This is a genomic window from Lactiplantibacillus sp. 7.2.4 (assembly GCF_018991185.1).
GTDB lineage: Bacteria > Bacillota > Bacilli > Lactobacillales > Lactobacillaceae > Lactiplantibacillus > Lactiplantibacillus pentosus.
In genome coordinates, this window is the sequence record NZ_JAGYGS010000023.1 from 1 (window position 1) to 20,967 (window position 20,967).

The following is a 20,967-nucleotide window of genomic DNA, read 5'->3' on the forward strand; positions in this document are numbered from 1 at the left end:
AGCTGACGAACAGTAAGCCAGACAAATTAACTAGCGCAATGTGTACGATAACCATTAAAAAATAGCCGCCTCAGATTCGAGGCGGCCTTTTTAACGATATTTAAGTCGTTTTGACCATGCTAGTAACGATTCAATTCCGTCACTAGCAATGGGTAAAACGATTTTTTAAGTTACTCAATTTATCTTCACGTTAAGTCGTGGCACTTCCGAATAAAGCGACACCGGCAATTGCGACAACGATTAGGCCGAGCCATAGGGCAATTTTGAATAAAAATAACCCGATGGCAATCATGAACACCCAACCAATAATTTTGAAACCAATTTTAAAGATAACTTTGAGCAACCACAAACCAATTACTAAAGCAATCAATAAACCGATCATCTATGCGCTCTGCGACGAGAGCTTCCCTCCTTACAAGTCCCATTATGGGATCCTTGTCAGTTAGTATAGCACGGCTGTTCGTCCAGGGGTCGTTGCCGCTTCCGAATTAAGAGAAGCTTAATTTTGCAGCGCTGCGACCTGGCGCACCATTGCCAACTCTTCGTTAGTCGGAATCAGTAACACTTTGATTTGCGAGTCGGGACTGCTGATGACACCTTCCTGCCCGGCGGCGTTCAAGTCCGCATCCAGTTTGACACCAAAAATGCTGAGTTCATCAACGATTTGTTGCCGGAGCTTGGGATTATGCTCACCGATACCGCCAGCGAAGACTAACGCATCCACGTGTTTCAACTCTGTCAGATAACTCCCGGCGTACTTAACGATTCGGTTGATGAAGATTTCAATCGCCAAGTGGGCCTGCGGATTGGTGGCTTCCTGGGCTCGAATTTCACGCATATCTGATGACACCCCTGAGAGTCCTAATAAGCCGGACTGGTCATTGAGTAACGTCATGATTTCATTCGGGTCAGTCGTCTTTAAGACCTTCATCAAGAATGGCAGCAGTGCCGGGTCGACATCCCCCGCACGCGTGCCCATCGTCACCCCAGTTAGCGGTGTAAAGCCCATCGACGTATCAAACGCCCGGCCAGCTTTGACTGCGGCTAGGGAAGAACCGCTCCCTAAATGCAACGTCACCAGGTTAACTTCTGATTGTGGCTGATCTAATAGCGTGGCCGCACGCCCGGTCAAGTAACCGTGGGAAATGCCGTGTTCACCATAGCGGCGAATGTGATATTGTTGCGTTAAATCATAGGGCAGACTATAAATCGCGTTCATTTCAGGCAAATCGGTAAAGAACTGACTATCAAACACGGCGTATTGCGTCACGTCTGGCAAGGCTTTGGCCATCGTTTCGATACCACGCGCTTCCATCGGATTGTGCAATGGTGCAAAATCACTCAACTGTTTGATGGCGGTCAACACTTCCGGCGTGATTGCGACCGCCTGCTTGAAGGTCTCGCCACCCGCCACGACGCGGTGCGCCACCGCCGTGATTTCTGATAAGGATTCAATAATTGCTAACTGCTGTAATTCATCTAATAGCATCTGAGCAGCCTGACTTTGACTCAATTGGTCGACAGTCTTCTCAAATTTCTGATGGTCACCGTACTTGATGGTAAAAATCGAACCAGGCGTACTGATTCGCTCAACCAACCCACTCGCGACGACGGTTTCGGCAGGCATGGCAAATAATTGCCATTTCAAAGACGAACTACCCGCATTAATAATCAATGTTTTCTGCATTTCTCTCTCAACTCCCAAGTACTAGAATACCGGAATTTTCTGAAAAATGCTCAACTTTTTTCAATCTTAATAAATTGACTATGGAAGCCGCACCAGCCCGCACCTTTTTAGGCCATCAGCGGTTGTGATATCGCTGATTATCCGGAACGTGTTATCATTGAGACGTTAACTTTTAGAGATTAGAGGAACGTATTCATGACAACCTTACCCGCAAACGATGCCGCGCTCGTCCAGCATGGCTTGGCGCACCTAATTCATCACACGCGCAAGCAAATCGAGTCGCTGACTAAGGCGCTCGCACACCTGCCAGTGGCCGATGACCTGCAGCTTAAAGGGACGCTGTTGAAGACCTATGCCAGCCAGATCGACGGTCGCCATCATTTCGTCGAATTACCGGACTATCAGCATCCCGGTCACCAACTCAGTATTCAACTTGATATTAAAAAATCAATTATGGAAAATGCTGAAGATTATTTTAAACGCTACCGCAAGAGCAAACGCGGCCGTGCGACCGTTCAAGCTAACCTGACTAAGGCTGAGGCCGAGTTACAACAACAGCTCACGACCCAAGCCAATTTTGACCCGACTGATGCGAAACAAGTGGCGACACTCAAAGCAAAATTGATCGACGCCGGTGCGATTCACACCCAGGTTTTGCATTCATCGAAAGCGCCAGAACCCGCTCACCCGCGCCGGTTTTACACCCATGACCATGTCTTAGTAGAGGTCGGCAAAAATAGCCACCAAAACGACCACCTGACCATGACGGCGCGCAAAGATTATTACTGGATGCACGCGGGCGGTGAAATTCCGGGCTCGCACGTCGTCATTCACAGTACCCATCCGAGCGAACGGACCTTGCACGAAGCGGCCGTCTTAACGGCTTATTATAGTAAAGGGCGGCAGCTCAAGCGCGTCCCAGTCGACGTCCTCACCGTGGGTCAAATGCATAAACCCAAGGGGGCCAAAGCTGGCTTAGTGACTTTCAGTGGTCCAGCCAAGACCCTGACGGTAGCGCCGGACGCCAACCTAGTCACCGAATTACGCGAACAGGAGACAGCCAATGACACCCATTGACACTTATATTGCGGCCGCACCAGCAGCCTATCGCGACCAGCTCACTGCCATTCGTCAGACGATTGCCGCAAATCTACCAGGCGCTGAAGAACAGCTCAAATATCAAATGCCGACCTTTTATTGGCATGAGAATGTGATTCACTTCGCACTCAACCAGCACCACTTTGGCTTATACCCAACGCCCAGCGCGGTGACTGCTTTTCAAGCCACGTTGACCGCCTATAAGACGAGTAAAGGAGCCATCCAATTCCCACTGGATGCCCCCTTACCACTAGATTTAATTGGTGCCATTACGGCTTTTCGTCGGCGCGAAATCATCGCCAAATACGACCTTTAGGCTTAGCGCTGCCACCATGACTGCGCTAAAAAGTCAATGGCTGTGACGTCGTCCAGGGCGACCTGGTTCACCACGCCAGCTTGTTGATTCAATAGTAGCTGATGGTCGTTCACAGCCGCAATGAGCCCGCTTGGCTGACGGCCATCGCTCAATGTGAGCTGGACAACGCAGTTCAACTCATAGGCTTGTAATATCGACGCTTCAATTGGTTTCAGCTGTTCCATGTCCATCACCTCATCGAAATAGTAGCTCTATCATAGCACACTTTTAGAACGTACGTTCGACAAAAAGCATTACATTTTGATGACGTTGATTTTACGGTCGTTTGTAACCATCAGTGATTGCGAGTGCCAACTAATAACACGCTTAACTACCGGGATTACCGAACATTGTCATCATTTTTTGACTAATCAGCAGCTAAATCAACTGTGTTTAGAATCGTGAACCAATCCCTTTCAACCGGCTAGCTGATTCTGACCATCATTGCCACCTAAAATGGCGCCTCAAGTGGATTCGTCTACTTGAAGCGCCATTTTTTTAAATTCAGTCGTCGAATACCATAACCCCAACATCCTGTGGCGGTCGGCTAACCGTGACTCGTTTCAAACCTAGTAGCATCTGTTGCGACGCTCACTAACACCACGTCATCCTTGCGTTGCAGTACCGAATATCAGCAACAGAGCACTAGCGACGTGACCTACTTCAAAATCGCGGTGATTGCTGCGACTTCATCGGCACTAAAGTCCAACTGTTTGGCCGCGTCAAGGTTGGCGTGTAAGTGGTCGATGCTCGTCGTACCAATGATGACACTGGTGACCGTTTGAGACCGCAACAACCAAGCTAATGCCATTTGGGCTAAAGTTTGACCGCGCTGTTGTGCGATGTCATTTAAGGCGTTCAACTGCGCCACGACCGGCTGCGTCCCCTGTTCAAACAAATATTTATTCGTGCGATGGATTGGGAAATCCGCTAGAATGCCATCTAAATAGCGCTGGCTCAGCAATCCTTCCGCCAATGGCCCGTACGCAACTAGTCCCGCACCATGTTGGCCAAGATAGTCCAATAAACCGGTCGTCTGGGCCTGCTGATTCAACATATTGTAAGAATACTGGTTGACCGTGAACGGCGTGTGCATGTCGTTGAAATACTGAATCATCGTCGCGGTCTGGTCCCGGTCGTAGTTGGAAATCCCAACGTACAGTGCCTTCCCCTGGCGAACGAGTTGGTCGAGCGCTTGGGCCGTCTCCTGCAAATCAATATTAGGATCTGGACGATGTGAATAGAAAATATCGACGTAATCCAGATGCATCTGCTTGAGACTCCGATCCAATGAGCTAATCAGTGTCTTGCGTGAGCCAAACGCCCCGTATGGCCCGGGCCAAGCGGGATAACCCGCCTTAGTCGTAATGACTAATTCATCACGATAGGGGTTCAAATCACGTTGCATAATTTGTCCAAAAGTCCGTTCTGCCGAGCCTTTCGATGGCCCATAGTTATTGGCTAAGTCAAAGCTGAAGACACCATGGTCAAATGCGTCTAATACGACCTCCCGTGAACGGGCAAATGGGGCTTCATCCCCGAAATGCCGCCATAATCCTAACGAAATCACTGGTAATTGTAACCCAGTCTTACCGACACGCCGTATTGGCAACTGATCGTAGCGTGTCCCTGCTGCCGAATAAGTCATTATTTACTCACCTCATCTAATTTTTAAATACAATTTATATTATACCGCTTCTGTATTTTTGGTACCGTTTTAATGACTGATATCTCAGCGGATTTCGATCATTAGTAGTAGTTAGCGGAAAGATGAGGAAAATGCACCAGTGATTGGCTTAGACGTCACCTCCACTGAAAATTGACGCAAACTCGCACTGTTTCCAGTGGTCCTAAGCTGGCTGCCTTTTAACTTAAGAATCGACACATTTTACCTTGACTAGCACACCCCATCACTGATAATACTTAGCTTGTTGTGAGAATAAGTCGTAATAGAGGCCGTGCTGGGCCATCAGCGTTGTATGTGTCCCGCTTTCAACGATGGCGCTGTGATTTAAGACGAGGATCCGTGAGCTGAAGCGAGTCGAACTCATGCGATGAGAAATATAGACCGCCGTCTTATTGGCAACCAGCTCATTGAAGTGCGCGTAAATCTCCGCTTCCGAGATTGGATCTAACGCAGCGGTCGGTTCATCTAGCACAATGATGGGCGCATCTTTGTACCAAGCCCGGGCAATGGCGATTTTTTGTAATTCACCACCAGAAAATTGGACGCCATTAGCATCCAACTGCGTCCCAATCGCGGTTTCACCTTGATGCGGGAGGCTCGCAATCTTTTCCCAGACGCCAGCTAGTTTCAACGACCGTTTGGCCCGGGCCGCATTCAGTGTGGGCGCCGACGAAACGTTGTCGTTAACTGAAAAACTGGATAATGAGAAGTCTTGAAACACCACCGAAAACAGGGCTTGATAGTCAGCAACACTTAAATCATCGATGTTGACACCATTAATCTTGATCGTGCCAGATGTCGGTTGAATTAGTTTGACCAACAATTTCACCAGCGTCGTCTTGCCACTCCCATTAGGCCCGACGATGGCTAACCGTTCGCCCTTGTGGATGGTCAGGTTGATATCGTTCAACGCCCACCTGTCACTTCCAGGATAGCGATAAGACACGTGGCTAAATTCGATTTGGCAGTCCGTCCCCAAGTCCGGAAGCGGTCGTTTACCAGAATCATCGGTGGTATCGCCAAAATTCATGAACTGAATATACTGATCCATTGTTTTAAATGAGCTTTCTCGTTGGCCCCAAGCACTAAAAACGGTGGCTAACGTGGCCATTAATTGCTGCAAATAGCCGACATAGACGACCACGCTCCCGACTCCAATGGCCCCAGTGGCACTCTTCATCGAGACTAATAGATACAATAAACCGACAACACCATATGTAATCAACGTATTCATGCTGGCAACCTGTGCGACCCTGACCTGAAAATCAGCGTCTTTTTTAATCTGCTGGTAGACGTCCTCGCGCGCCTTCCTAACTGTTTTACCAGTCAGATCATACAATCTGAGCGTCTTGCCAAAAATCGGCGTTTTAAATAAAATCTCGCCGTAATAGTCGAGCACCCGATTGAATTGAATATTATAGGCGAAAAACTGCTTCATGATTTGACTTCTCGCAGTCGTAATTGGTCGCGAACTAAGCAGTGGAATCACGACCAAGCCGATGACGACCAGGATGAACCACGGCGAATTAACGAAATTCCCCAATGAGTCATGGGTCGTCGCATGGGCAAAAATCATCACGACAAGCGAACCGGCCGCCAGCACACAAGTGGTTCCAAACGAAATCAGGCCGTTCAAAATATTGGCCACGAAAACTGTAAAACCACCCGTGTAAGTGAAGCCAGTTTTGACCGTGCTATACAGCTTTCTAAAGGCCGGGTCAATAAAAGTCGGATAGTCGGCGTCTAACATTTTGGTCGCCATGTTGCGCCGTGCGTGGGCCAAAATCAGATGTGCACCCGAGTTCGCCCGCACTTTGAAATATTCGCTGATTAGATTCAAAACCAACAAGATCAATAAGAAGCCGACTGTTCGCCAAATCACGATTGGTTGGTCTTCCGCACGCACGAGCAGGTTGATGATTTGGCCAATAAAGAAGATATTGACGAAGATGCTGATGGTCGAAATCACCGAGGCACACAACTGAATACCAAAAACATGTGGATATAGCTGATTGGCATATCTGATATAGCTCCGGGCCTTGGTCAAATCCGCGTTAAATTGTCCGAATTTATTCCGTTGTATCCGCGCCATCCCCCTCCTGATAATATTGACTTTGCGCGTGGTAGAGGGCTGCATAGGCTGGATTGGCTTTCATCAAATCCTGATGAGTCCCCGCATCCGCGATTCGGCCATCCTGAACGAAAAAGACGATATCTGCAAACTGCGTCGAGGCCAAACGATGGGAGATGAAGATGGAAATCGTCCCCTTCGACAAGTCGTGATAGTGCTGATACAGTTCACTTTCAGCTAGCGCATCCAGGGCCGCAGTCGGTTCATCCAGAATTAACACTGGCCGCTTTTGATATAGCGCTCGGGCCAGCATCAGCTTCTGAGATTGCCCACCTGACAGGCTCATCCCCTGATCATCGACATACTGTGTTAGATTCGTTTGTAGCCCCGCCGGCAAGTCCTGGACGTCTTTCCATAATCCAGACTGTCTGATGGCGGCTTCCATGGCCGGGGTAGCTGTTTTTCCAAAAGTAATGTTGTTTTCTAACGTATCTGCAAACGTCGCGGATTCCTGAAAAACAGGTGCAAACAGCCCTAAATAGTCATGATAATCGAACGTCTCACTGGGCTGATCATTGATCAATATCGTGCCACTAGTCGGCTTCAGTAAGCCCATCAGTAGCGCGACCAGTGTGGATTTACCCGCGCCATTGAGTCCGACTAGCGCCACCGCCGTATTTTTATGGATGACAAAACTAACATCATCAATAATTTTCTGATCATGATTTGGATAGTGATAGCTGACGTTTCTAAACTCGATTTTTTCCACTTGCGCCTTATTTTGCAATTGGTGCTGTTCTGAATCAGACGTGATGAACTGCGCCGCGTAATCTAAATAATCACGCCCCACCGATAAGTTCTCGTTGGCGACAATCATCTGCGAGAATTCGGTCGCACCCTTCCGAACCAGGTTGCTTAAGGTGCCTAACAGGGTAAAGAAAAAGGTGAACGCCGGTAGCGATAAGTGGTGTGAACTCACCTGTATAACTAATGGCACGTATAACAAAATCAATTGAACACTATCAATCAGGCAAACGACCCACACGGCTTTGATCTTCTCGCGGTCAAGTTGGCGCTGTACCGCTAGCATCTGTTGCGATAAGGCGGCGATTTTTTGATGATACTGCTGTCGCAAGTGATAGAGTCTGATATCTTTGCCGGCCCCTAACCTGAACGCCTCTTTATACAAATATTTCTGCATAAAATTAATGTTTGCTAAACTCGTTCTGAACTTTTCCTGACCGCGATCAAACTTGACCAGCAGGGTTCCCGCCAAAAGTGTCAGCGTGACAATGACGATTGGGCTCCACCACTGTATTCTCAGCGTCAATCCGGCAATCACCCCTACCGAAATCAGCGTTGCACTAAAGTCGACGAAGCTGGGCCACAGCAATGCGACCCCACTATCGTCATCTTCGTATCCCAGCTTACTACTCCTCGCGCGTTGTTTTTGGACCGCGGTATCGATTGATTCCTCAAAAGGCGAATTCAAAAAGCCCTCGCCATCATCCACGCTCAGTTGCATTCTGAGATTGGCATTCTCCCACGTCATCCACGTCTTATAAACGGCTTGCCCAGCCACCAAACACCCGAGTCCGACACAAATTGACAAGATGAAACCGGCAAACTGCGGAAATGCTAATTGCTCCTGTAACCCCCAGACAATCAACGTTGGGACGCCACTAGTTGCAACTAGTAAAATCAGACTCATCGTCACGGTCAGGAGCAAGCCGTACTTGAGATTCGGAAATTTGGGCGCTGCTTTGGTCAAGTACCAGTGAATATTCTGAAAGATCGAATTCTTTTTGTGCGTTAGATTCACAATCATCCCCCCTTTTCTAGCTGATTAGGGCAATTTCGCTTTGAACGATCCCCGTCCATCACGTTTCATGACACGGCGCCTACTCGGACTGTTAGCTTCAAAACGGCGCTAGTCTCACCAGCAACAACTGAAACCAGTTCACTAATCTAATCAATTTTTAATTGCTTTATTATATTACAATCATATGCCATGTCAATTTATCACTCGGCATGGCGCTAGTTATTGTGCATTGTGCTAGTTAATTCGTCATGATTCATGGTTAAATCATGACAAGTTGGCGTCCTGTTCGTCAGCCAATGCGCGCCTTAGTCCGACCTCCGGGGCTGGCTGACAACGCTGGAACAGGGCGGACATCAATTTGAACTCACGCAGAACCCCACTGCGCAATTTCAAATACGAGTCTTCTTCTAGCCCGGGAAATTCGCCCGGACAAGAAGAATTTCGCCCTTGAGCATTGTCAATCAGCCCCTCCAGTCGGGAACCCGCTCGAATGGCAGATGAACAGCCACCTATCTGGGTGCAATTGACCACTGAATATTAAGTGACTGGTCCTTCAGGCAAACTTTTAATTGGCCTCAATAATGCTTTATCACACTTAATCACTGAAAAAATCCGTTAAATTTTATTCGCAAGATTCAACGGATATTAGTCTTGAATTTAGTCGATAAAATTACCTTCGTTTATAATTTGAGGCTTTGCTATCTCAAACGATTAGGGAAAGTTCTGACAAATTCAGTGAAACTGCTGATTCGAAAAGTTAAAACATGGGTTAGGAAGCTTAGCTATCATTAAAAACTAGTCTGACAGTTGAATGTCAAAATGACCTTAGACTACGAATCAACGACTAATCTAAGAAAAAGTTGAGTTCGCACACGTCTGCCTTTCGAATACCATCCAGGCTGGAAGGTGTTTCTGACAATGCTCAGCGATGAAATTTCACTTAACAAGCGTCTTTTGCTTGGTTAGTGAAAGACCAGTATTTAAGACGTGGGTTGTCGGCTTAAATCTGTGTCCATCGCGTTCCAGCGTTGTCAGAAATACCTGGAAGCCGGCCTAGGACGTCTCCACAACAGCAAGTTTACGCTCAGTCGCACTTCTTCCAGCGGGTCTCAGCTGGCAGCACTTGAACTTAGAACTTGTCATGATTTAACCATCTTTAAGGCTAAAGAATAACTAGCACAACGCGTAGTTATTACGCTGATTGAACCGGTCAGTTCATTGGATGGCGATTTGGAAAATGTAGTCTCCAACTGCCCGATTCCCCGATAATGCCATGCCAAAAAGGCAGTCCTCGCATTTGCCAGGACTGCCTCACTTAGGAGTTTATGTGATGTCTGCTGTTGTTGCCTGAATGAAACTCGGATTTGAAATATGGTTCAACAGGACGTGGTTATTTCAAACCAACCTCTATTGTAATCCGGAATGTGCGGTTCGTTAAGCAATACCCATTAGAACTGTGGCAGCCGATTGTAGTAGGCCAAGTACTGACGCGCGTGCACGGCATCGACGACGATCTTAGTCACACTGGTGTTGGCGGGCTCTGGCAGGCTCATCGGGTCTTTTGGTTGGAGCACCGCAAGCGCCATGGCCTTGACGGTAAAGCCGTGGGTCACGACAATCAGTTGTTCATCGGGATAGGCCTGGGCCATGGCCGTCAAAAAGGCTTGAACCCGTTGCTGCACATGCGTAAACGTCTCGCCGTCCGTCGCCACATCGACGTAACTCGGTAAGAGGTCCTGCAACATTGGATCAAAATACTGCGGATAGGCGGCCAATAATTGGTCGTTGGCCTGCCCATCCCACTGGCCGTATGAAATTTCTAATAGCCGCTCATCCGTACTAACGGGCAAGTCACGGCCTGCATTCAAAATAGCCGCGGTTGCCTGGGTGCGGTCGAGTGGACTACAAATGAGTCGGTCCGCAAAACTGATATCAAACGCGTCGTGTAGCGTTTGAGCTTGTTGCCGACCTACGGCATTTAGGTGCGTGATGTCAGTATTGATCGTGCCCTGTTTGAGATTTTGCGCATTGGCCGTTGTTTGACCATGCCGTACCACGTAAAAGGTTGTCATTGTGCGCCTCCAAGATTAGATTATTATTAATTACAGTAATGGTGTCACAGTTTTTTCTCATTAACATGCTTGACAAACCAGAATTTGCTTGCTAAATTAATACCAACGCAATTCAAGCACCGGCAATCATGACCGGTCAGTCGAAAGGAGTCTAACTGATTATGGCACAGCGACAACTCAACAATCAATATCATATCAGTTCCTCCTGGTCTACGCACTCATCTGTGTTGGCCTAATTTTGCGTTCGCAAATCAGCCCGAGCACGGATGTTAGACATTCGCTACCGGGCGCAATTGCTTCAGATTGTCATTAACCGTCCTGGTAGTCGAAATCGACTGCGAGGACTTTTTTGTTGTTACCGACTAATCGGGCGAAACGCCACAGTTGCCTGATACACGAACTGATGATGGTTCACGTTAGTACTAGCTGACTAACCATCGAGATGTGATTAGGTCGACCTGCTCCAGACGATTAGCCGTTTAACTGCCATTAAACAATCGAAAGCGAGGATTTTTTATGCCAATTTATAATTTTTCTGCTGGTCCAGCGGTCTTGCCGCAACCCGTCATTGCCCAAATTCAAGCAGCGTTACCGTCATTTCAGAATTCTGGGATGAGTATCTTGGAAATCTCCCATCGCTCCGATCTGTTCGAACAAGTCATCAATGACGCCGAACAGGACTTGCGGGACCTAATGGCGATTCCCGATAACTACCGGGTGCTATTCTTTCAAGGTGGCGGGACCTTGCAGTTCACCGCTGCCCCGTTGAACCTCGCGACGAACCATCACCACATTGGCCTGTTAGATAGCGGACACTGGGCACAACGGGCTGGCGACGAAGCCCAACGCGTTGACACCAAAGTCACCGTCCTTGGCAGTAGCGCCGCCACCCATTATGACCGGCTACCCACTATCGAACAGCCACTCGATCCAACCCTCGACTACGTTCATTTGACGACCAACAATACGATTGAAGGAACCATGACGACCGATTTGCCAGCCACCGGCGATATTCCACTGGTCGCCGACATGTCTTCTAACTTTTTAGGTGAATCCTACCGCGTCAGTGATTTTGGCCTGATTTTTGCCGGCGCTCAGAAGAACCTGGGCCCTGCTGGTTTGACGCTGGTCATCGTTCGCGAGGACTTGATTGGCCACGCCCAACAGCTCCCCAGCATGCTGGATTATCAACTGTTCGCTGACAAACACTCGATGTTCAACACGCCACCCGTTTTTGCAATCTATGCCGCGGGGCTCGTCCTCAAGTGGCTCAAACAACAGGGTGGCTTAGCAGCCATGACGGCGCGTAATCACGCTAAAGCCGCGCTACTGTACGACTTTCTCGACCAGTCACAACTATTCACGAATCCCGTTAAAGCCAGCGACCGCTCAACGATGAATGTGCCCTTTGTCACCGGCAACGCCGAACTAGACGCCGCCGTCATCGCTGGTGCCAGCCAACACGGTCTCTTGAATCTAAAGGGCCACCGCTCCGTTGGGGGTATGCGAGCTAGTCTCTATAACGCCATGCCACTTGCCGGGGTCCAAGCCCTCGTTGACTACTTAGCCGCATTTGAAGCCCAACATCATTAATATTCGAACGATCCGAGGAGGAATTTCGTTATGTATCAAATTAAAACTTACAACGCCATCGCCCCAGCCGGTCTCAACACATTTTCCGCTGATTACGCGCTGAACCAGTCTGACCAGCCCGATGCCTATCTGATTCGCTCGGCCAACTTGCACCATGAGACACTACCCACGTCGCTCAAGGTAATTGCTCGCGCCGGCGCCGGTGTCAACAACATTCCGCTCGACCAAGCAACCGCAAATGGTACCGCCGTTTTCAATACGCCCGGCAGTAACGCCAACACCGTCAAGGAACTGATTATCGGCCTCCTGATCGTCGCTTCTCGCCATTTGATGGCCGCCGCCAACTATTCAGCGAAGCACACTGAGGCGGACGTTTCTCAGCGGACTGAGCATGACAAGACCCAGTTTAACGGCTCCGAATTAACGGGTAAGACGCTGGCTGTGATTGGCCTGGGCCACGTCGGTTCACTAGTGGCCAACGCCGCCCTCAATCTGGGGATGAACGTGATTGGTTATGACCCCTACCTATCCGCCGATGCCGCCTGGAATATTGCCAAACAAGTGCAGCGGGCCGCGACCCTGACCGACGCCGTTAAACACGCCGATTTCGTCACCGTCCACGTCCCTAAAAATCCGGACACGCTAAATTTACTTAATGCGGAAGCTTTCGCTTCAATGCCCGCCGGTGTCCAGTTATTCAACTATTCACGCCTCGGCATCGTGGATAATACCGCCGCCTTAGCAGCCATCGCCGCACATCACATCGCGCACTACTACACCGACTTTGGCGAACCGCAGCTCGCTGACAACCCGGACGTCACCGTCACCCCCCATATCGGTGGCTCAACGCTAGAAGCCGAGGTCAACGGTGCCACGCAGGCCGCGCGAACCATCATGACTTACTTAGAGACCGGTAACGTCCACGCCGCCATCAATTTGCCGGACCTAAACGTGCCATTCAACGCCGCTTACCGTTTTACCATCATCCACCAAAACGTGCCCAACATGGTGAGCCAAATCACGGCGAAACTGGCCGCAGCCAACCTCAATATCACGACGATGGCCAACGCCGCCAAGCACCAAACGGCCTATACGATTATTGATGTCGACGACTTACAACAACCGCAACACGCCCAACTAATCGACGAACTGACGAAGATTCCCGCAGTCATTCGGGTGCGGTTACTGCAACAGGATTAATGGTTCGTCTTGCTTAACCCTGCTCAAATCTGCATCATCATGGAATTGGTGTTGACTAGTTTCTGGCCTGTATGCGCTAAGTTTTCAAACATAAATGCGGACTAGCTATGACTATCCGTAACTTTCAGAAATCGAGCGCTGACAGGCTTTTGACATGTCGCTACCAAAGTTTTGGGCATTGACATCAGCCCTAATATTCCCGCGTTAGTTTACTTAATTAAGCTAGCACGGCCTCCAACAGGTCGTGCTAGCTTTTTTGACTGAATAATGTTAACCATTAAAATGTTTATATTGCTTTTAATCTATTTTTAATGTATTCTCATCTACATATCATACTTATTTGAGTAGGGGGTACATATTTTATGCAATGGAAATTATTTACAACTGTTGCGACACTGACCGCAACCACCGGGGTTCTATTAGTGGGTTGTGGGCAATCATCATCTAGCTCTAGTAACGCCGGCAATACGACGGCCAAGATGGCCAGCACCCAAGTTCTGAATTGGTCAGAAAACGGGCAAGACTTGACCACTTTGGACCCGTCGCTTGCGACCGACGTGGTTAGTGGCACGATGATCAGCAATTCGCAGGAAGGCCTGTATCGGCTCGGTAAAAATAGTAAGGTCACGCCTGGGATTGCCACTAAGACGACCGTTTCAAAAGATAAAAAGACTTATACGTTTACCCTGCGGAAGAACGCCAAGTGGAGTAACGGCGATCAAGTCACGGCCAAAGATTTCGTTTACGGCTGGCAACGGACCGTCAATCCGAAGACGGCTTCCCAATACGCTTACTTGTACTCTGGCATCAAGAACGCCGACAAGATCGTTAACGGCAAGGCCAAGCCAAGTACGCTGGGGATCAAGGCAGATGGCAAGTACAAGTTGACGGTCACCCTGGAAAAACCAATGCAGTATTTCAAATTACTGATGGGCTTCGTCTCCTTCTTCCCACAAAATCAACATGCGGTTGAAAAATACGGCAAGGATTACGGGACGAGCGCCAGCAAGATGGTCTACGACGGGCCATTCAAGATGACCGGTTGGAAAGGGACGAACTCTACTTGGGCATTGAAACGTAACTCAGCTTATTGGGATAAAAAGCACGTTTACCTAACGAAGATCAACGACCAAGTTGTCAAGTCAACCACGACGGCCTTCAACCTCTTCCAGAGCAACAAACTGGATATGGCAACCTTGTCTGGACAACAAGTTAAAAACGAAAAGAACAATAGTAAGTTAGTCGTCCGCAAGTCTTCACGCTTGAACTACTTGGAATTTAACCAGAAGAAGGTCAAGCTCTTGGCTAACAAGAAGATCCGGCAAGCAATGTCCTTGACGCTTAACCGCAAACAACTGGTTAACGACGTGCTCGGTGACGGTTCCGTCACACCAAAGGGCTTTGTCACGACCGGTCTGGCCACTGACCCAACCACGGGCAAGGACTTTGCGACTGAAAACACGGTCAAATCATCCGTAACTCAAGACAACGCCAAGGCGAAGAAGCTTTGGAAGGAAGGCTTGGAAGAAACAGGCAAGAAGTCGGTCACTTTGACATTGACGCATGACGATACGGACCAAATGAAGGCCCTCGCTGAATACGTTCAAGGGCAATTAGAGAAGGAACTACCTGGCTTGAAGGTTCAAAGTGTCACGGTTCCATACAAGACCAGAATTTCTCGTGAACTGGCCGGTAACTTCCAACTCGTCATCTCTGCTTGGCAGGCCGATTTCGCTGACCCCGTCTCTGATTTAGGCATCATGACGTCGACCAACGACTACAACTTCGGTAAGTGGACGAACAAGTCCTTCGACAGTGCCATCAATACGGCCAACAGCACCACCAGCACGAAGAAACGCTGGCAAGCACTTTCGACCGCTGCCAAGACATTGGGCACTGACCAAGGTGTCGCACCATTATCCCAAAACGCGGTCGCTCAAATGGTCAATCCAAAGTTGAAAGGCCTCGTCTACAACACAGCCGGTATCAACTACAACTTCAAGAGTGCTTACATGGCCAAATAGGATTCTCTCTAAAAATCAGTAATACACGCTAATTACGGACTCCCTGCAGTATGGTGGGAGCCCGTTTTTGAGTTCAAAGACAGCCAGCTTAGGACCGCTGGAAATGTTGCGAGTTAGTTGGTGTGCTGTTCGTCAGCCAGCCCCGGAGGTCGGATTAGGAAGCTCTCGGCTGACGAACAGCAATCCAGCTAACTGGTACTTTTAATTATTAATGAGCTCAACGCGTGTTAATTACCTTAATTATTAGCGCTGAAAAATTGATTCTCATTATCCTTTAATGTATCCTCGTGAACATCCAGTTGGGGGGAGTTCACATATGAAATGGAAAATTGTTTTAACAACTGCGACCGCTGCCGCGACATCCGGCTTACTATTGGCAGCCTGCAGTCAGAGTCATACTGCTTCAGATAATGGGGGAAATTTGAAATCAGACATGGCTAGTAGCCAAGTTTTGAATTGGTCCGAAAATGGTTCCGAGTTAACGACACTAGATACGTCCCTCGTGACCGATTCCATTAGTGCCAACATGATCAATAACACGATGGAAGGCCTCTACCGCATTGGTGCCAATAATAAAATCACACCTGGGATTGCCACCAATACCGTCGTTTCGAAGGACAAGAAGACCTACACCTTCACCTTGCGTAAAAATGCCAAGTGGAGTAACGGCGACCCGGTGACCGCACAGGACTTTGTTTATAGTTGGCGGCGGACGATCGATCCGAAGACCGCTTCACAGTACGCTTACTTATATGCCGGCATCAAAAATGCCGAACAGATTATGAATGGCAAGGCAAAGGTCGATAGTTTGGGGATCAAAGCTGATGGTAAATATAAACTGACTGTCACTTTGGATAAACCGATGGCCTACTTCAAAATTTTGATGGGCTTTGCCATCTTCTTCCCACAAAATCAACACGCGGTTCAAGACTATGGCAAGGACTACGGGACGACTGCCAGCAAGATGGTCTATGACGGGCCGTTTACCATGACCGGCTGGAAAGGCACGAATACGACCTGGACCTTGAAACGCAATCCGCATTATTGGGACAAACGCCACGTCTATCTCGAACGCATCAATGACCAAGTCGTCAAGTCACCGACCACTGGGTTCAACCTCTTCCAGAGCAACAAGCTCGATATGGCAACCTTGAGCGGTGAGCAGGTCAAAAATGAACGTAATAATCCGAAATTAGTCCTTCGGAAGACGTCCCGTTTGAACTACCTAGAATTCAATCAGAAGAAAGTCCCCGCTTTAGCCAACGCCAAGTTACGCCAGGCGATGTCGCTGGTCATTGATCGGCAAGAACTCGTTAAAAACGTCCTCGGCGATGGGTCGACCGTGCCTAAAGGCTTCGTCACCACGGGCTTAGCCACCGACCCAACGACTGGTGAAGATTTCGCCACTGAAAACAGTGTCGCAGAAGCCGTAACGCAAAATGACGCTAAGGCTAAACAACTCTGGGCAGCAGGACTCAAAGAAGTCGGTAAAAAATCGTTGACGCTCTCGCTCACCCATGACAGCGTTGACCAGACTAAGGAAACGGCTGAATACCTGGAAGGACAATGGCAAAAGGAATTACCGGGCCTCAAGATTACTGACATCACTTTGCCGTTTAAAAATCGGTTAGCACGTGAAACGGCCGGCAACTTCGAGCTTGCCATCTCGGGCTGGCAAGCAGACTTCGCGGATCCAATCTCAGACCTGGGCATCCTGACATCGACTAACGACTACAACTTTGGTAAGTGGAAGAATGCCGACTACGACGCCGCCATCAAGCAGGCTCAAACTGCCACTAACAATTCAACGCGGTGGCAAGCGATGGGCCGCGCCGAAAAAATTATCGGCACTGAATCCGGCGTCGTACCTTTAACGCAAAACACGATTGCGCAGATGGTCAATCCGAAGTTGAAGGGCCTGATTTATAACACGTCCGGCACCAACTACAACTTTAAAGACGCTTATCTGGAAAAGTAAGTTGAATGAGCGCTACACAGAGCGACTAGTTGCTTTTAGCAGAAAGTAGCCGAGCAGCATTACTGCTTTTAAGCCGTCGTGCGAGACTAACTTGAGCCGACCTGTCCTATCAATTAGCCTTCAATCAGGCTTCAATTCACGCCTGAATGGACACTTTATCGGCACCGCAAGTATTGGATTACTGCTTGCGGTACCGATTTTTTAGTTGCCATATTTTTATATTTGATAGACACATTTTTGGAATACTATGGATTATGTATAAATATTGACAAAATTATATAAAAAAGTTTTTAATTAGAATAAATGAAAACAATTTCAAAAATGACTTAACTATGTAAAGGAAGCGTTGATGGCATGAATATTGAGCTCTTCATCGCCCGTCGCAAGGCACTGGGTCTTTCGCAAAAAGCCCTTGCAGACGGCATATGTACCCAGGCAACATTAAGTAAGTTTGAGAATAATGGTAAGGCCCCTGCCATTCGAATCGTGGCGCAATTGTGCCAGCGGCTGAACCTTCAATTGGAAGATGTCTTTCCAACTGAACGGGTCGCGGATGCTGCAGTCTTGAAGATTCTGGAACAAGTCGAATTTGATTTGATCACCGCAGAATATCAGGATGCTGAAGAACAACTCGAAAAGGCCGCTGATATGCCGCGGCACGATCGCGAGACTAAGCTCCAATACTGTTATCTAAAGGGTTACGTGGCAGCACTTAACCACCATCCAATCAGTGACGTGGTCTTTAACTTCGACCAAATCATCACGGACTTGGATGAATCGCACATTACGATTTACACCCAGTTGGCTTATTGCGGAACCGGGATTGCTTATCAGCAGACCGGCGATAACGACAAGGCCCAATATTATTTTGAAAAGGTCCGGCACGCTCTGCCCAACTTGCCACTAGAGACGACCGCAAGTATCTGGCGCGTAATCAACCTCGCCTATTACACCGGGGCCTTTTACGCTAGCATCGCAGATACTGAACGTAGCCTGCAACTACTCAACTACGGGATTGAAATCTGTGCTCGGTTCCACGTCACCTACTACGCCGCTCGCATCAAGTTCTTACAGGCCCAACTCGCGACGGATACTGATGAAGTTCATGAGTATCTCAACGACGCGGCTGCCTTTGCCCGGATGAACAAAAACCATCAATTGCTTAAGAATATTTCAAGTTATTCAAATTCCCATTAATTAGCGGTGAAATAATTGCAATTGGTTAAGAAATCGCCTAGACTGCAAGTATCAAATGACGAGTGCTTAACAACCATTGAGGAGGTCCTGCCCATGTTATTAGCAGGTTTATTAGTTGCAGCTGGTTTAGCTGCTGTCGCCGGGGTTGTCGCTGGCAACCGAGTTCCTGCTGCGCAACCAGTCAGAATCAAGCATGACCAACGTACGCCTCAGAATCGGCGGTAATGTCGAGTATGCGCACTAGCTATCTTCGTGATAGCTGGTGCGTTTTATTTTGGATCAAGTTGTGAGACAAAATCCTTTAGCCCCGATTCGGGGTTTGCTATAATAAATTATTATAGTTAATTAATTAACTCACTGTTATATCGGCGTTTTATAGATTGTCGTTCCGAGTAGTATTATAATTATTTATGCAAATGAGTGGGTTAATCCTCAGGCCAACTAAATTAGCACACCCGTTTAACTGATTATCACAAGTTATGATTAAGCCAGCGAACATAGGCCCGCGGATCGCCTTTTTTTGGTCGTTTTTTGGAGCTTATTAGTTTCAGTTATAACTTAAACACGTTAACTTATTTGGTTCAAAAATTTGACCGTTACCGCCAAATGCGACGCCCACAGCCTGCAGCCGACTTCATGTAGACCAATTTTTAGTTAGCTGGCTATTTCCGACAACCCCTTAACTGATACGAATCATTTATGGTGTGTAACCGCTTTTATAATTGAGCCTGGTACTTATTGAAGATGGGTAATAAAATTTATTTATCACTTGACCCCTTTAACTTTATCAATCGCGGTCATAGCTATCATTTCAAGGGTTTCTTAAGTGCCAGTGATCTATAATGACCCGTTTCAAATTGACAAATTAGTCCCGATAGATAATCAAACAGCCCTTTAACTGATAAATTAAACTGATGATTCAAAAGCTTGAATGGTGTCAAACCAGCATCCATACCAATTTCAAGTGTTCGGCTTATTAATAATCATTATAATTTCAGGGCGTTAACTATTCTGTGAATTTATTTTTACGAATTATCCTGACACTATTCGTTATAACAATGGTATGATTAACATGACGTATAATAACCAGCTTTAATCAATCAGTCGGAGCCTGCTTACCTGCGACTATTAATTGCTCAACCAACATTAATATTTTATGGAGGCTACATTTTTCATGAACATTAAAGACTTGTATTACTTCCAACGCTTGATCAGTACGCAAAGCTACACGCAAACCGCTGCTGATTTTCACGTTAGCCAACCAACAATTTCACAAGCAATTAAGCGACTGGAGCGTCATTTCCAAGTGACGCTATTCTTTCGTCAAGCAAAAACCAAGGCGCTCGTCCTGACACCGAGCGGCCAGCAGCTTTTGCTCGCGGCCAATGATATTATCAATAACTGGCAACACGTCAACGAATCAATCAGTCACCTCCGTCAACACACACTGCGGTTTGGGATCGAACCCTCCGTCAGTGAACATTACTTACCAGCATTAACTAAGCCCATCATCGAACAGGACTTGCTCAGTAGCGTCCATACCGTTGAAATGGGCGCCAACCAGCTCGTTAAGCAAGTCTTGGCTGGTCAGCTGGACCTTGCCATCAGTGGCAACTTAGACCAAACGCTCGATGAACGCCTGGCAGTCACGCCATTGCGGCCATTTAAATTCCGCATTCTGGCTAACCCAGACCACCCGCTAGCCAAGTCGGATCACCCGACCTTTGCGGAAGCGCTGAAGTCACCGTTTGTCCTACTTAATGCAACTTATTTGAACAAGCTCGTCTTTCGGCAGTTGGCTGAACAGCTTTCAATCGAGCCACAAGTCCTCTTCGAATCTGACAGCAGTACTTTAATCAAGGGACTGGTCAAGGAGAACTTGGCGTTAGGGTTCATCTCGGACATTACGACGCCGGCTGAAGGTGAAGACGACGACCTCGTCGAAATTCCATTCGACGACGTCCAAGTTCCCAGCGTGCATATCAATCTGATTCGGCGCGCACACCAATTCCCAATCGGGTTGGTCAAGCAAGTCATCGATATCATCGAAAAGACCTTTGCTGATGACAACGCCAAACAAGAAAACAAGCAGTAATTGCACTTAACACGACTAAAGGACGCTCTGTTATCTTTGTTGATAACAAGGGCGTCCTTTAGTTTTTACTGATTAATTTTCAAATCTG

Annotated in this window: 16 protein-coding genes; 9 read left to right on the forward strand and 7 right to left on the reverse strand. The window is 47.9% G+C overall.

What is annotated here, in order from left to right:
• Nucleotides 1-190: 190 nt before the first annotated feature.
• Nucleotides 191-370 (reverse strand): small multidrug resistance protein, encoded by a 180-nt coding sequence (locus KGF70_RS08825; protein WP_225083503.1) that lies wholly within the window; start codon nt 368-370, stop codon nt 191-193.
• A gap of 129 nt (nt 371-499) precedes the next feature.
• The gene (locus KGF70_RS08830) at nt 500-1,687 is read right to left on the reverse strand and encodes an acetate/propionate family kinase (RefSeq protein WP_216768008.1); all 1,188 of its coding nucleotides are present in this window, start codon (nt 1,685-1,687) and stop codon (nt 500-502) included.
• Nucleotides 1,688-1,882: 195 nt separating this feature from the next.
• Here KGF70_RS08830 and KGF70_RS08835 point away from each other — a divergent pair, with 195 nt between their 5' ends.
• Both KGF70_RS08835 and KGF70_RS08840 read left to right on the forward strand, forming a co-directional pair.
• Nucleotides 1,883-2,764: an NFACT RNA binding domain-containing protein gene (locus KGF70_RS08835; protein WP_216768009.1), complete on the forward strand. Its 882-nt coding sequence runs from the start codon at nt 1,883-1,885 to the stop codon at nt 2,762-2,764.
• Nucleotides 2,751-3,101 (forward strand): iron chaperone, encoded by a 351-nt coding sequence (locus tag KGF70_RS08840; RefSeq protein WP_088770224.1) that lies wholly within the window; start codon nt 2,751-2,753, stop codon nt 3,099-3,101. The genes KGF70_RS08835 and KGF70_RS08840 overlap by 14 nt, the downstream gene beginning before the upstream one ends.
• Nucleotides 3,102-3,103: 2 nt before the next feature.
• Here the strand turns inward: KGF70_RS08840 and KGF70_RS08845 are convergent, their stop codons facing one another.
• The 5 genes from KGF70_RS08845 to KGF70_RS08865 form a co-directional block, all read right to left on the reverse strand.
• Complete coding sequence (locus KGF70_RS08845) at nt 3,104-3,325, reverse strand: hypothetical protein (RefSeq protein WP_003637440.1); 222 nt, start codon at nt 3,323-3,325, stop codon at nt 3,104-3,106.
• A gap of 473 nt (nt 3,326-3,798) precedes the next feature.
• Nucleotides 3,799-4,788, reverse strand: a complete 990-nt coding sequence (locus KGF70_RS08850; RefSeq protein ID WP_216768010.1) for an aldo/keto reductase — start codon at nt 4,786-4,788, stop codon at nt 3,799-3,801.
• Between the two features lie 262 nt (nt 4,789-5,050).
• On the reverse strand, nt 5,051-6,919 hold the full coding sequence (locus KGF70_RS08855; protein WP_216768011.1) for an ABC transporter ATP-binding protein: 1,869 nt from the start codon (nt 6,917-6,919) through the stop codon (nt 5,051-5,053).
• Entirely contained in the window at nt 6,897-8,720 is a 1,824-nt protein-coding gene (locus KGF70_RS17765) for an ABC transporter ATP-binding protein (RefSeq protein WP_216768012.1), read from the reverse strand. The genes KGF70_RS08855 and KGF70_RS17765 overlap by 23 nt, the downstream gene beginning before the upstream one ends.
• 1,448 nt (nt 8,721-10,168) lie before the next feature.
• Nucleotides 10,169-10,792 carry a histidine phosphatase family protein gene (locus KGF70_RS08865; protein ID WP_216768013.1) on the reverse strand — a complete coding sequence of 208 codons (624 nt, stop codon included), beginning with the start codon at nt 10,790-10,792 and terminating at the stop codon, nt 10,169-10,171.
• Between the two features lie 516 nt (nt 10,793-11,308).
• Between KGF70_RS08865 and serC the strand changes: the two genes are divergently transcribed.
• The 7 genes from serC (at nt 11,309) to KGF70_RS08895 (ending at nt 20,879) form a co-directional block, all read left to right on the forward strand.
• The gene (serC, locus tag KGF70_RS08870) at nt 11,309-12,385 is read left to right on the forward strand and encodes a 3-phosphoserine/phosphohydroxythreonine transaminase (RefSeq protein ID WP_216768014.1); all 1,077 of its coding nucleotides are present in this window, start codon (nt 11,309-11,311) and stop codon (nt 12,383-12,385) included.
• Nucleotides 12,386-12,415: 30 nt separating this feature from the next.
• On the forward strand, nt 12,416-13,585 hold the full coding sequence (locus KGF70_RS08875) for a phosphoglycerate dehydrogenase (RefSeq protein ID WP_216768015.1): 1,170 nt from the start codon (nt 12,416-12,418) through the stop codon (nt 13,583-13,585).
• Nucleotides 13,586-13,947: 362 nt separating this feature from the next.
• Nucleotides 13,948-15,609 (forward strand): peptide ABC transporter substrate-binding protein, encoded by a 1,662-nt coding sequence (locus tag KGF70_RS08880; protein ID WP_101872658.1) that lies wholly within the window; start codon nt 13,948-13,950, stop codon nt 15,607-15,609.
• A gap of 316 nt (nt 15,610-15,925) precedes the next feature.
• Nucleotides 15,926-17,587: a peptide ABC transporter substrate-binding protein gene (locus KGF70_RS08885; RefSeq protein ID WP_216768016.1), complete on the forward strand. Its 1,662-nt coding sequence runs from the start codon at nt 15,926-15,928 to the stop codon at nt 17,585-17,587.
• A gap of 354 nt (nt 17,588-17,941) precedes the next feature.
• Nucleotides 17,942-18,784: a helix-turn-helix transcriptional regulator gene (locus tag KGF70_RS08890; protein WP_050337920.1), complete on the forward strand. Its 843-nt coding sequence runs from the start codon at nt 17,942-17,944 to the stop codon at nt 18,782-18,784.
• Nucleotides 18,785-18,877: 93 nt separating this feature from the next.
• Nucleotides 18,878-19,009, forward strand: a complete 132-nt coding sequence (locus tag KGF70_RS17605; protein ID WP_021336886.1) for a hypothetical protein — start codon at nt 18,878-18,880, stop codon at nt 19,007-19,009.
• Between the two features lie 949 nt (nt 19,010-19,958).
• Nucleotides 19,959-20,879 (forward strand): LysR family transcriptional regulator, encoded by a 921-nt coding sequence (locus tag KGF70_RS08895; RefSeq protein WP_050337921.1) that lies wholly within the window; start codon nt 19,959-19,961, stop codon nt 20,877-20,879.
• Nucleotides 20,880-20,967 lie beyond the last annotated feature (88 nt).